General features: G+C 45.5%; 12 protein-coding genes. 9 read left to right on the top strand and 3 right to left on the bottom strand.

Annotated features, from left to right (window positions below):
• Positions 1-49 precede the first annotated feature (49 nt).
• The 4 genes from BK120_RS16265 (at position 50) to BK120_RS16250 (ending at position 4,638) form a co-directional block, all read left to right on the top strand.
• Entirely contained in the window at positions 50-1,813 is a 1,764-nt protein-coding gene (locus BK120_RS16265; RefSeq protein WP_076268534.1) for an ABC transporter ATP-binding protein, read from the top strand.
• Positions 1,810-3,600 carry an ABC transporter ATP-binding protein gene (locus tag BK120_RS16260; RefSeq protein WP_256710916.1) on the top strand — a complete coding sequence of 597 codons (1,791 nt, stop codon included), beginning with the start codon at positions 1,810-1,812 and terminating at the stop codon, positions 3,598-3,600. Before BK120_RS16265 ends, BK120_RS16260 begins: the two co-directional genes overlap by 4 nt.
• Before the next feature lie 12 nt (positions 3,601-3,612).
• Positions 3,613-4,149 carry a GNAT family N-acetyltransferase gene (locus BK120_RS16255; protein ID WP_076268533.1) on the top strand — a complete coding sequence of 179 codons (537 nt, stop codon included), beginning with the start codon at positions 3,613-3,615 and terminating at the stop codon, positions 4,147-4,149.
• Between the two features lie 105 nt (positions 4,150-4,254).
• Positions 4,255-4,638: a GNAT family N-acetyltransferase gene (locus BK120_RS16250; RefSeq protein WP_076268532.1), complete on the top strand. Its 384-nt coding sequence runs from the start codon at positions 4,255-4,257 to the stop codon at positions 4,636-4,638.
• 229 nt (positions 4,639-4,867) lie between these two features.
• Here BK120_RS16250 and BK120_RS16245 read toward each other — a convergent pair whose 3' ends face one another.
• The 3 genes from BK120_RS16245 to BK120_RS16235 are packed head-to-tail and all read right to left on the bottom strand — an operon-like array spanning position 4,868 to position 8,120.
• Positions 4,868-5,389, bottom strand: a complete 522-nt coding sequence (locus BK120_RS16245; RefSeq protein ID WP_076268531.1) for a hypothetical protein — start codon at positions 5,387-5,389, stop codon at positions 4,868-4,870.
• Between the two features lie 17 nt (positions 5,390-5,406).
• Positions 5,407-7,566 carry an ABC transporter transmembrane domain-containing protein gene (locus BK120_RS16240; RefSeq protein ID WP_076268530.1) on the bottom strand — a complete coding sequence of 720 codons (2,160 nt, stop codon included), beginning with the start codon at positions 7,564-7,566 and terminating at the stop codon, positions 5,407-5,409.
• Positions 7,567-7,589: 23 nt separating this feature from the next.
• On the bottom strand, positions 7,590-8,120 hold the full coding sequence (locus tag BK120_RS16235) for a hypothetical protein (RefSeq protein ID WP_256710915.1): 531 nt from the start codon (positions 8,118-8,120) through the stop codon (positions 7,590-7,592).
• A 175-nt stretch (positions 8,121-8,295) separates the two neighbouring features.
• Here BK120_RS16235 and BK120_RS16230 point away from each other — a divergent pair, with 175 nt between their 5' ends.
• The 5 genes from BK120_RS16230 to BK120_RS16210 all read left to right on the top strand — a co-directional run bounded on the left by BK120_RS16230 (position 8,296) and on the right by BK120_RS16210 (position 13,502).
• Positions 8,296-9,114, top strand: coding sequence for a protein-glutamine gamma-glutamyltransferase (locus tag BK120_RS16230; RefSeq protein ID WP_076268529.1), 819 nt, complete (start codon positions 8,296-8,298; stop codon positions 9,112-9,114).
• A gap of 147 nt (positions 9,115-9,261) precedes the next feature.
• Positions 9,262-9,942, top strand: coding sequence for a response regulator transcription factor (locus tag BK120_RS16225; RefSeq protein ID WP_076268528.1), 681 nt, complete (start codon positions 9,262-9,264; stop codon positions 9,940-9,942).
• Positions 9,939-11,315: a sensor histidine kinase gene (locus BK120_RS16220; RefSeq protein WP_076268527.1), complete on the top strand. Its 1,377-nt coding sequence runs from the start codon at positions 9,939-9,941 to the stop codon at positions 11,313-11,315. Before BK120_RS16225 ends, BK120_RS16220 begins: the two co-directional genes overlap by 4 nt.
• 224 nt (positions 11,316-11,539) lie before the next feature.
• Positions 11,540-12,406: an AraC family transcriptional regulator gene (locus BK120_RS16215; protein WP_076268526.1), complete on the top strand. Its 867-nt coding sequence runs from the start codon at positions 11,540-11,542 to the stop codon at positions 12,404-12,406.
• A 142-nt stretch (positions 12,407-12,548) separates the two neighbouring features.
• Complete coding sequence (locus BK120_RS16210; protein WP_076268525.1) at positions 12,549-13,502, top strand: ABC transporter permease; 954 nt, start codon at positions 12,549-12,551, stop codon at positions 13,500-13,502.
• Positions 13,503-13,513: the final 11 nt, after the last annotated feature.

Raw genomic sequence — 13,513 nt, 5'->3', positions numbered from 1 at the left:
TTAAGATAAATATGAAATATATGGATGGTGTGTTTGGAGGCAATAGAAAATGAATATCCCCATTAAACAATATTGGAGACTGTTAAGCACTTATTTAAAGCATGAGCGGCACAAGCTCGTTCTGCTCTCTATACTGCTGCTTGCCAGCATTGGTTTGCAGCTTTGGAATCCGCAGATCATACGGCATTTTATTGATAGCGCGCTGCAGCCTGGCATTCAGATTAATGATCTTATCGGCAGCGCTTTGCTTTTTATTACAGTTGCGCTATTGCATCAACTCGCTAGCGTTTCCTCAGGCTATATTGGAGAACAAGTCGGCTGGACAGCAACGAATGAGCTAAGAGGTGATTTGGCGAAGCATTGCTTGCACCTTGATCAGAGCTTTCATAAGGAGAGAACGAGCGGTGAATTAATTCAGCGGATCGATGGCGATGTGAATGAGCTGTCGCATTTTTTCTCCAATTTCATATTTGTGCTCGTTGCGAATCTGCTGCTCATAGCAGGGGTACTCGTATTGATGTTCCGCGAGGATTGGCGCTTAGGGGCAGGCATGACGGTGTTCGTTGTATTGACGATATTCGTGCTTCAACGAATACGAACGGCTTTTTCGCCTTTTTGGGTGAAATCAAGCGAAGTGCAGGCGGAGTTTTATGGGTTTGTTGGCGAGCATTTGGCGGGAACAGAGGATACACGCGCCAATGGAGCAAGCGAGTTTGTGATGAGGCGATTTCATGGACTGCTCCGCAAAATATTTCCGATTACGCTGAAAGCAAGCATAGGCGGATATTCGATGTGGGTATCCACTATTTTTGTATTTACGCTTGGCCGATCACTTGCGTTATTATATTGCGCATATTTGTGGACAACGGATTCGATGAGCCTTGGCACGATTTATTTGGTCTTTACGTATACCGAGCTGCTCAATCATCCGCTTGAGCAAATCCGTACACAAATTCAAGATTTACAACGGGCGGATGCTAGTATTGTAAGGGTTAGCGGGCTATTCGCTACGAAATCGAAGCTAAAAGAGAAAGAGATAGCGGCTGATATGCCTGAAGGTGCGCTTTCAGTAAGCTTTTCGAATGTCGCATTCGCTTACACAGGTGAGGACGGGGACGGGGAGCGAGTGCTCCGAGATGTCGATTTTAAACTTCAGCCCGGTCGAGTGCTCGGTTTGCTTGGACGTACGGGGAGCGGTAAAAGTACGTTGGCCAGACTGCTTGTTCGTTTCTATGATGTGAAAGCAGGGTCTATTGAGCTGGGCGGAACAGATATTAGGGATTATACGCTAGCTGATCTGAGAGGCCGAATTGCAATGGTATCTCAAAATATTCAGCTGTTTCAAGCGACCGTACGAGATAATCTCACGCTTTACGATCCAACGATTTCGGATGAGCGGCTGCATGATGTATTAGAAGATTTAGGGCTGGGCGCCTGGTTAGCTTCGCTTGGCGAAGGGCTTGATACTCAGCTGGCCTCAGGAGGAAGCGGTTTGTCGGCAGGAGAAGCGCAGCTGCTTGCATTTGCCCGTGCTTTTCTCTCTAATCCGGGTCTCGTCATTCTTGATGAGGCGACTTCAAGGCTCGATCCTGCTACGGAAGCGCATATTGAGAGGGCAATCGATAAGCTGCTAGAAGGGCGCACTGCCATTATTATTGCCCACCGGCTTGCAACAATTAAACGAGCGGATGACATCCTAATTTTAGATGCTGGAACGCCCGTGGAATCCGGCAATCGATCGCAATTAGCGGCTGATCCAAGCTCAAGGCTATACCAATTACTGCAAACCGGCGCTGTGGAGGTGCTTGTATGAACAGCAAAGAAATGACAACGGTGCAAGCGATGTGGCGGCTTATTTGCTATCGCCCGGTTCTCTATTCTGCCAATGCGATCCTTTGGGCGACCATTCATCTATTCCCGCTGCTGCCCGGCTTAATCATTCAGCAATTTTTTGATTCGCTCACAGGTCATGCCAGCTGGTCGCTTAGCGCATCAAATCTAGCCATCTTGTTAATGGCTGTAGCTGTCGCGAGAATCGTTACGATCTATGCGGGTGCTTTAACGGATACGATCCACCGCTTTAGCATGGGCTCATTGCTTCGGTGGAACATGCTGCGCTGGATTTTGCGTCAGCCGGCAGCGGCGGCCATTCCGATCTCGCCAGGCGAGGCCGTTACACAATTTCGAGACGATGCCAATCAAGCAGAGGATGCCATCAGCTGGACGCTTGATTTTATTGGCAAATTGTTATTTGCGGCAGCGGCAATCTTCATTTTACTGCGGGTTAACGTCAGCATTACTTGCTATGTATTTCTGCCGCTTATACTCGTTGTATCAGTCACCCAGCTTGCTTCCAAGCGCCTGCAGGCCTACCGTGCTACCAGCCGCGATGCTACGGGCAAAGTTACGGGTATGGTTGGTGAAATGTTCAGCTCGGTGCAAGCCATTCAACTTGCTGGCGCGGAGAAACGGTTTATCGACAGACTTCGCTTATTGAATAAGCAGCGCAGGCAGGCTGCGCTTAAGGATCGATTATTCACATCTATACTTGATTCGGTATTTTCTAATATCGTGAATATAGGAACAGGATTTATTTTGCTGCTGGGCGCTTCTGCAATGCAGCGCTCGGAGCTGAGCGTCGGTGACTTTGCATTATTCGTCTATTATTTAACGTTCGTGACCGATTTCACTGCGTTTTTTGGCAGATTTTTAGCTACGCTGCAGCAAACAGGCATTTCGTTTAAGCGAATGGTGCAGCTGTTGCAAGGCGCATCAACCGAAAAGCTTACCGAGCATACTCACTTGCAGCTGGGCGGTGCATTTCCTGAAAACGATCGCGCTTCAAAGGAGCAGGAGGAGGCTCCATTTCGTACGCTTTCAGTACGGGGACTCAGCTATCGGTATAAGGATTCCGGCAGAGGAATTGAAGATATAAGCATGGAGCTGACAAGAGGCAGCTTCACCGTTGTAACGGGACGGGTTGGCTCAGGCAAAACAACGCTGCTTCGCTCTGTACTTGGGCTGCTGCCTCCTCAGGCGGGAGAAATTTGGTGGAATGACGAGCGCGTAGCAGATCCGGATTCATTTTTTGTTCCGCCGCGCAGCGCCTATACCTCGCAGGTTCCTAATTTGTTTAGCGAAACGCTTGAAACGAATATTTTGCTTGGTATGCCAGATGTACCAAGCCGCACGCAGAAAGCCATTCACACCGCTGTGCTGGACAAAGATATTTTGCAGCTTGAGCATGGACTCGAAACGATGATTGGGCAACGCGGCGTGAAGCTGTCTGGCGGTCAAGCACAACGTACAGCAGCTGCCCGCATGTTCGTTCGTGAGCCGGAGCTGCTCGTATTTGACGACTTATCGAGCGCGCTGGATGTGACGACAGAGAAGCTGCTTTGGGAACGAGTGGAACAGACGCCGCATGCGGCATGCCTCATTGTTTCCCACCGCAAAGCCGCTTTGCAACGTGCCGATCATATTATCGTCATGAAAAATGGGAAAATAGAAGCGCAAGGCAGTCTACAGCATTTGCTTGCGGTTTCAGCGGAAATGAGATTGTTATGGGAAGAAGAAAATATGGAAGCAGCAGAAGAGTAAGGGGATGATCGAATGCGTGAAGACATGCAAATAAGAGCGATGGAAAGTGATGATGTCAATGTCATTTTTCATGCGATTGAACATCAAGATATTAGTAAGCGATTAGATTATATTGCAAGATGCTGGGAAGAAAATAAAACGGGACAGCGCGTCACCCTCGTCGCTTTCTACAAGGGTCAGTTCGCTGGATGGCTGCATCTGCTGTCACAATCGTATTATCCCTATTTTCAGCAAAACAACATTCCTGAAATAAACAATTTTGATGTGATCCCAGCCTTGCGGCGCAAAGGGATTGGAAATGCTTTGATGGATGGCATTGAGCAGATCGCATTTGAAAAATACGGAATTGTAGGGATCGGTGTAGGGCTCTACCCTAGCTATGGCAGTGCACAGCGCATTTACGCTCGCAGAGGCTATATTCCTGACGGTAGAGGAATTTCGTACGAGAATGTAATTGTGAAGCCCGGCAGCATGGTTCGTGTCGACGATGAACTAGTGTTATACATGGTGAAGGAAGCGCCTAATTCCTCTTCGGAAAATAGCAAATAGATTGCCATACGATTCATTGTTCCTCTATCGGGGTAAGAAGTAGTAGACCGATAGCTTGACCATAAGAAGCAATAACTAACAGCTTTCTAGGAGGTGCAGGCAACAATGGATACAGATAGAGACTTGTATGGCGAAGTAGAAGAGGAAATATTGGCACAAAAGCAAGGCAACAGCTACGTGCTGACTACAACCAAAGGAACTATCGGTAAGATCACTTACACGATGGTCGACGTAGACACCTGGGTCATTGACCACACTTATGTGGATGGCGACTATCGCGGTCAGCATTTGGGGAGGCAGCTGCTTGATTTTGTAGTAGAAGAGGCTAGGGAGAAGGGGAGACGGATTATTCCTTCTTGCTCCTATGCGTTAGCCGAGTTCAAGCGGAATCCCGCATATGAGGATGTATGGGATAAAACAAACACGGAATATTCCGATTCGTACAGCTCCAGCGGAGCGGGTGCAGCAAGCGGCGGATTGTCCAACTAATAAGAAATAAAAAAAGAGCTGTCTACCTACAAAGGTGGATGGCTCTTTTGCAGCCTATAACGATTACTTCGCAGTAGTTACTCGAGCTTGTTCATTCAGCTTAAGCAGGTTTGAAAATTGAAGAGGTTTGCGGTCGGTTTTATTGTTTAGATCTACTCTTGGGGGATACATGTAAAGACCTCCTTTATTAATAGAATATATTCACAGTAACATATGGAATAAAGTGGCGTCAATTGTCATTTTTTGTTTGATTTAAGTAGTGAAGAAGTTGGTTGAAATCAGTGGAATAGGCATTTTCTAATTCATGGTACCCATCTTTTTGTCCTACTATAGTCGCGAATTTGGAATAAAGTCTGTTCAGATAGGCATGGCTTGCTAGCGCGTGAAATTCAAATGTCCTGACCTTCGGATTCTCAGCGGCGATATGGTTTGCTAGAAAACGAAAGCCGTTAATGAACAATCGGCCGCTTCGATAGGCGTCGTTTATAATGACGGAATCTACGAAAGCAATTTCCCCTTCGCGAACAGGCTCATATTCCGTAGACAAATATCTATAATGCGCCCATCCAATCGTGTCGCCCTCCAGGCTCAGGATTAGCATTACTTTGGATTGCTGTATAGACTGTAAAATATGATATAAGGTATCCGGAAGCGAAAACTTGCTGCTGAAATCGGTGCGATGCCTGATGAAATATAGGGCATACTGTGCTAAATCAGCATCATTCTTACAAACGCGGTACTGCGCAAGCATCGTTAAGCAACCTCCTTCTATTTTCGTTCCTTCAGCGTTTGCCTGACTCGGTTATTAATTTCAGGATGTTTAGATAACACGTAATGAAGCCCTTTCCGCTGCAAGGTAAGGAACACGCAAGGCGTAATGGCTGCGATATCGGCTGTACGCGGCACATTGTTAAGCAAAGCAATTTCGCCAAAATGGTCTCCGTCCTCTAATATGGCAAGTCGAAGCTTTCCATCAATCGCATTTGCGTCCTTGCGTGATACTTCAACCCGGCCGCGTGCAATTAAGTAAAATTTCTCGCCCTGATCTCCGGCATGAATGACAGATTGGCCTGCGCTAAATGTCTCCGTGTTGAACAGACTTCTAATTTCTTTCAGTACTTCGTGATCAATACCTTGAAAGAAAGGAAGCTTTGCGAGCCTTTCCTCATCAATATCAGCTTCCTGCCCGCTATTTGAAATCAGCATACCATTCTGCTTTTCCCATAACTCTTTATAATAGCCTTCGCGTGCAAGCATTTCCTCGTGAGTCCCCATGTCGACCAGCTCACCTTTATCAAACACAAAAATGCAATCTGCACCTGTAATAGAAGATAAACGATGCGTAACGGTAATAACGGTTCGATTGCGTGATAAATCCCTAAATGTCCGATTAATAGATGCCTCAGCTATCGGGTCTAGCGCAGAGGTAGCTTCATCCAACAATAATAGCTGGGGATCTTTTAATATCGCGCGAGCAATGGCGAGCCGCTGCCGCTGCCCTCCAGACAAATTAGACCCATCATCCAGCACCAGCGTATCGTAACCATTTGGCAGCGTCATGATGAACACATGAATTTCAGCTTGTTTGGCAGCTTCCATGATTTCTTCCCTCGTTGCCGTTGGTTTGCTGATGCGAATATTGTCCATAATGGAACCTCGAAAGAGAAAGTTATCTTGAAATACAACGCCGAGCTGATCTCGGTAAGAGCTTCGACTGAGTTCCTGCATGGGAATACCATTGATTTCGAGCTGACCTTCACTCGGGTCATAGAAGCCCAGCACCAGCTGTACGAGCGTGCTCTTGCCAGAGCCGCTAGAGCCTACGAATGCAGCTGTTGTTCCAGCTTTAATATGTAAATTAATCTTTTTTAGTGCTTCCTGCTCCTCGTTATAGCGAAAGGAAACGTCTGAAAAGCGAATATCCGGCAACTGATTTAGGGGGCTCGTCATAAGTGCTTTACCCGTTGTTTCCTTAGGCGCATGCAGCAGCTTGTTCATTCGCTCAATGCTGACGGAAGCATCCGTAAAGACTGGAATCGTTGCAGTTAAATTAAAAACGGAATTCCCCATTGAAGTATACATCGTGAAAAAGGCAACCAAAGCCCCAATCGTAATATGTCCGTGAAGCGCGAGATAAGAGCCAAGCCCAATAATGGATAAATTGATCAGGAGTAAGCTGATCAGCGGAATTCGCTCGAGCTGAGCGTTAATCACATTTTTTCGATAGTGAATGAGATACATCGTTTGCAGTCTGCCCACAAATTTATGTGTCATCGCCTGCTGGAGATTAAAACCTTTGACTACTTTTTGCGCTCTAATGTTTTCCTGTATGTCGCCTGTTAAATGATCGAGTTGCTCCTTATGAGCGACGTTAATGGCTTGCGCGCGAGCGCCCAGCAAGTAAGGTCCGGCAAAAATAAGGGCAGCCCCGAGCAATATGGCTAGTGCCATACTCCACTGCAAATAAAACAAAACCGCGGTGCTAATGACTACAACGGAAAATGATTGTATTCCTACCGTCAGAATTGCATTCATTGCCCGCTCAATGGCAGGAAGATCGACTGTGAAATAGGAGAGCAGCTCACTTGAGCGCGTCTTCTGGAAGAAAGCGAGGTTCACTTGCTGCATATGCTCAAATAATTGTTTGCGCAAATCCTGCTGCACCCTTGCACTCAGCTTGGCAAGAGCATAATCGCTGAAAACGCCAGCACTGAGACAGAATATGCCGCTAGCCGCCAGAATGATGATGATAAGAGAAAAGGCATGCAGATCCTTAGGAAGAATGGCTTTGTCGATTAGAAATTGAAAGCTCAGTGGCGCTAGTGACATGAAGATGAGATCTAAAAATAGCGTAACGAAAAAAAATATAGCCAGAGGCTTGTAGGCACGCATATAGCCTGCTAAGTGCTTAAGAACAATAAATACCATGACGGATTGTGCTCCTTCTGAGCTTAGAAATAAATTTCATGAGGGTATTTCATCACATCATCGTGCCATTGGGTGAAATCCATTACATACTCTTCAATAACGCCATGATCCGTATTCTGAACCGCCACTTTCCTCGCTGACTTCGCGCAAAGGCGTTTAAGATTCGGCTGTGCGGGTATCCAGAACCGAAGCTCTGTAACAGGCTGTTTCAACTGCGCTAAGTATTGAGCGAGAAACTGTGAAGCTTGGAGAAATAATCGGGTGCTACGATATCTTTCCTTAATAAAAACCGTCTGAATCTGAACGATATGCTCATTTTCATAGTTTTGATCTCCGGTGCCGTGTATGTACCCTATTGCGCCTATGATTTCATCATCGGGATTGCGAAATAGAATAGATTCTTTCTCCATAAACAGAGGGCTTGAAAGGTAGCTGAGAGAGACAGGAAAGGAATAGGGCAGGTTTAGCTGCACGAAATGTTCCAGCAAAAAAGCGATGTAGGCCTCTTGATACTTGGCAGTAGAGCAAATGTTGAAATAATAGCTCATAGGCATAATTACCTTCCTTCAAGATATTGGCCAAATTATACCATGATCTGACAATGAACAGAAGATTGATTGTGTATTCGACAACATTTGCAGCGCTCCTATTCCACATCCATACTCACATTTTTTCAATTTACACGTACAATAACCTAATCGATTTGGAATGAAATGGAGGGAAACTAAGGTGATACTTGTTGCGGATAGTCCTACGTTTTCGATTAATCCTTTGACGTTATCGGAGATTGAACGAAAAATATTGCAAGAGAAGCAGAAGAGCCAAGTTGTCTATCGCTATCCATCGGTTGATGCGCTCGAATTTGAGCTGAAGACGCGCATGCATACGGTTGAGGCAGCCAAAGCGCTTTATGCCAGTGGAGTGAGCTTTGCGACCTTTGCAGGGTCAAAATGCAATGAGCAATACTGGACGCGTACGGAAAACGGCGGCTTTCAGCTAAAGGGAGGCGTACTGCCTTCGGTTGGCATTAACGATATTTTTGAAAATGGACATTTGTACGGCTTTGAATGCGCAGGCGCCATTATCATTATCTTTTATAAGGCAGTTCTTGATACGGTTGGAGACGCTGTGTTCAACGCTTATTTTAAAAACCTGTTTTTAAGAGACTGGCAATACGACCGTGATTTAAGCTTAATAACTACCTATGATAAAAATGAAGCCTACCCCGGCGACGCGCTCTATTTCAAGAACCCTCAGCATGATCCGGATACACCGGAATGGCAGGGGGAGAATGTCATCATGCTGGATGATGATTTGTATTTCGGCCATGGCATCGGCATTGAATCCGGCCAAGATATTATTAATGCGCTGAATCGCATGCGCTATGAGAATGCCTCTATATCTGCGTACTTGCAGGATATTGTGGTCCATCCAGATTATGAATACTTGCGCGGCTTAAACGTCAGGGACGTTTGGTGGGACGGGGCAAGCGATTCCGAACAGCTCGGCATTGCGGCAAGAATAGGCACGGGTTCGGCTATTTATTAAAATGATTCGGGTCTTTGAAATTGGTGAAAAGACACCTGTAGGAGATGCGTTTGCTGCTCTCTTATACAGGTGTTTTCGCTTCGCGTGCATGGAGGAGTATAATGGAAGCAGCTATGATAAATATGATTATTTGTAGGGAGCAAGCCAATGAGAATGCATGTGTTAATTGTAGATGATGATCCTTCCATTCGGGAGCTTTTGCGTTTTGTTTTGGGCAAAGACGGCTATGTCGTTCTCGAAGCGGAAAATGGACAAGCAGCGTCCATCTTGCTTGAGAATGAACAGGTACATCTTGCTGTCGTCGATATTATGATGCCCGGTAAAAATGGGTACGAGCTGTGCCGCGAAATCAGAGAGCATTATGACATTCCCGTTATGATGCTGACTGCAAGAGCGGAGATGGAGGACAAGGAGCAAGGGTTTGACTCCGGGACGGACGATTATTTAGTTAAGCCGTTTGAGCCAAAGGAGCTTTTGTTTCGTATAAAAGCGCTGCTGCGCCGCTATCGCCTTGTATCCTCTGAGGTTATTAAGCTCGGGAACGTCTCCATTGATCGAAGAGGCTATGAAATTAAAATAGGCGATGAAGTGATTACCCTGCCGCTGCGGGAATTTGAGCTGCTGTCACAGCTTGCAAGCCACCCGGGCCGCATTTATACACGAGAACAGCTTATTCAGCTCATCTGGAGCGCGGATTTTAAAGGGGACAGCCGCACGGTTGATGTTCATATCAAACGGCTGCGCGAGCGCTTCGCGGATTGTCAGGACGATTTCACGATAACAACGATCAGGGGTCTCGGCTATAAGCTGGAGGTGCATGAGGGATGAAGTCGCTGTATGTGCGAATTGTGTTCACTTTTGTGATGGTCGCAATGATTAGCCTTATTTTAGGCTTGCTATTTACGGGTCTGTACTACCAAAATAATCAGCAATCCAGCAATGAGCAAAAAATGATCGCAATCGCACAAAACATCAGCACCCAATATGAGCAAAATCCGCAAATGGATCTGGACAGCTATCTGACGCATATTGCAGCACTTGGCTTTCAAATTTATTTGGTTCATGACCATTTGCAAGGACAAGCCTATGGCTCGCCGTTCAAGCATGGAAAGCTGAGCGAGCAGCAAATGCAATCGGTGCTGGACGGAGCGGTTTATCGGGGGCTGGAGGAGCAGAAGGGGCGGCTTGAGCTGTTCTCTTATTTCAAAAATAGTGTTTTGAACACAGCGGGTATGAGAGTTCAGACGCAGAATGGGTATGCAGCGCTGTTTATCCGTCCTGACTTGCAGCAGCAAATTGGCGAAATACGTATTATTGCAGCGATATTGATCGGCGCTACCTTCGTCATCAGCTTGCTGTTAATTGTGTTCTTATCGCGCCTCATTGTGAAGCCGGTCAATGAGCTTACGAGAGCAACGAAAAAGATTGTTGCAGGTGATTTTGAAGCGGGGCTGCAGCTCTCGCGCAAGGATGAGATCGGCGAGCTGGCACGTAACTTCTCGGTGATGTCGGTGGCGATTAAGCAGCTGGATCAGATGCGGCAAGAATTTGTGGCGAATGTCTCGCATGAATTTCAGACACCGCTTACATCCATGCAGGGGTTAGCTCGGGCTGTGCTCGATAAGGAAACGACGCCGGAGCAGACGGATAGCTATATGGCCATTATAGAAAAAGAAAGCAAGCGTCTATCCCGCATGAGCAAGCAGCTTCTAACACTTGCTGCTCTCGACAAGGATAATAAGCCGCTCCATAAGACAAGCTTTCGCTTAGACGAACAGCTGCGCCAGCTGTTAATTACACTCGAGTGGCAATGGACGGAGAAAAATTTGCAATTGGAGCTTGAGCTGCCGGATACGACGATCCATGCTGATCAAGAATTGCTCTATGAGGTGTGGTTGAACCTGATTGCCAATAGCATTAAGTTTTCGGATGCAGGCAAGCCGATCAGCATTAAAATAGTGGAGAGCGACGTCATTACTGTTGTCATCGAAGATCAGGGAACAGGCATATCAGAGGATGATCTCCCATTCATTTTTGACCGTTTCTATAAGGCGGACAAAGCTCGCAATGATGCTGCTTCAGGCAGCGGACTTGGACTTTCTATCGTGCAGAAATTGGTGGCCTTGCATCAAGGCAGTATCGATATTCAAAGCAAGCGGGCAGTTGGAACAACGGTTACCGTTACCCTTCCGCGAGCATAAGTTTTTATATAATTATCGTTGTCAATATAGAAAATGCCTCATTCCTCTAAATATAAGGGGAATGAGGTATTTTTATTTTGTAAATATGTATCTTTTATGTGAGGTTATTCGGTTGAAAATCTTGTAACATGAATAAAAAAGGTTTTTAATTATTTAATCTTATGTTAGTTTTATGTCATTTACATGCTTTGTGAAGCTCATTTTCATGCTGAGGAGTGGTTTTTATGACAGAGTTGTTAAATATGGATATTCCGAAAGAAAAGCTCATATTGGCTAAGCATTATCCCATTCAAGTATTGGAAACGATAGGCGTCAATGCGACCTATCAGAAGCTTCATTGGCATGATGTGCTTGAAATCAATTTAATTAAATCAGGAACCGGCTATTACATCATTAACGGGCAAACGTTTGAGTTTCAAGAGGGTGATATTTTGCTTATTAACTCGAATGATTTGCACTGTGCTTACGAAACCAAGGATTTGGTCATGCAAGTGATCTGCTTTGATGCTTCTTGGCTGCTTAATATTGTCCGTTATGATTCAGAAATTTTGCATCCCTATAAGGAAATGGGGGTGCATTTCACTAATTTGCTGGACCGCAATGAGCCTCATATGAACGAGCTTAGAAGTCTGCTTCTTGAAATTCAGGATGAACATGATCAGGAGCAAACCTCTTACGGTTCTTTGGTTTATTCAAATTTAATCCGCTTTCATGCATGCGTAAATCGTTACTTCCGCAGAGAAGGGTTAAATCGGGGAAAGGACAGCATCGGCGCAAGGCAGCTGGACAAGATGCGCAAGGTCATTTACGACATGCAAAAAAACTTTGCTTATCCATGGACGCTTGAGGAACTCGCGGGACTTGTTTACTTAAGCCCCTCCCGTTTTAGCGATATTTTCCGGCGTACAGTAGGGACGCCTCCGCTGCTTTATTTGATTCATATTCGCTTAGAGCATGCCGTCATGCTGCTCGAAACCAGCGATATGAAAATTACAGAAATCGCACTGGAATGCGGTTTTCGCAGCTTATCTAATTTCAACCGTTTATTTAAGAAGCACATTGGCTCCTGCCCGAAAATCGCAAGAGGCTAAATCATATGGAAACAGTAAGATAGTGTTAGTTATCAATCGTTTAAGAGGAGAATCAACACAACGGAAAAGATAAAATAAACACATGACGAATGGATAACGCATTTATGTTACTTTAACTAACATTAGAAAAAAGGGGGGGAGCATGCTGCAAACAGATCTAGAAACCAAACAGCATGTGTACAAGCAGCCCGGGCAGACGAAACGCTTTATCAAACAATGGGATATTCAGCTCATGGTTATACCAGCGCTGCTCTTCATTTTTGTCTTTAATTACATTCCCATGTATGGGGTGCTGATGTCCTTTCAGGATTACAGCATTTTCAAAGGGTTCATGCACAGTCCGTGGGTAGGGTTTAAACATTTTGAAATGTTTTTTAATGCTCCCGAGTTTTGGGTGGTTATGCGAAATACACTCGTCATCAGTTTGCTGAAGCTGGGTATTGGATTTCCAGCGCCAATCTTACTGGCACTGATGCTGAATGAGATTAATAACCGTACGTTTAAACGAATTATTCAGACGGTTAGCTATTTGCCTCATTTCTTGTCATGGGTTATCGTATCGGGCTTCGTTATATCGATGTTATCCACTGATAACGGAAGCTTAAATATGCTGCTGGAATCCGTGAATCTCATTAAAGAGCCAATCAATTTCTTATCCTTGCCGGAGTATTTCTGGGCGATCCTTGTCACAACCGGTGTTTGGAAGGAAATTGGCTTTGCTTCTATCGTTTACTTAGCTGCTATTGCAGGCATTAACCCGCATTTGTATGAGGCGGCTTCAATTGATGGAGCCAGCAGAGTGAGACAAATTGTTACGATTACGATTCCATCGATTATGCCCGTTGTTGTTGTGTTCTCGATATTAGCAATTGGCAACCTGTTGAATGCCGGATTTGAAGATATTTTGCTGCTAGCTGGGAACCCGGTGCTGCGTGATGTAAGTGATGTTATCGATACTTATGTGTATAGGCTGGGTATTCAAAATTCCCGTTTCTCTTATGCAACGGCTGCCGGTCTATTCAAAGCGATTATTAGCGTCGGCTTATTAGCAGGAGCAAACTATTTGGCTCGCCGATCAGGCAACAGCTTGTGGTAAAGAGAGAAAGG

Origin of the sequence: Paenibacillus sp. FSL A5-0031, from assembly GCF_001956295.1 — a bacterium.
Taxonomy (GTDB): Bacteria; Bacillota; Bacilli; order Paenibacillales; family Paenibacillaceae; genus Pristimantibacillus.
Note: the sequence above shows the minus strand (reverse complement) of the source record. Positions and strands in the feature narration are given on the sequence as shown.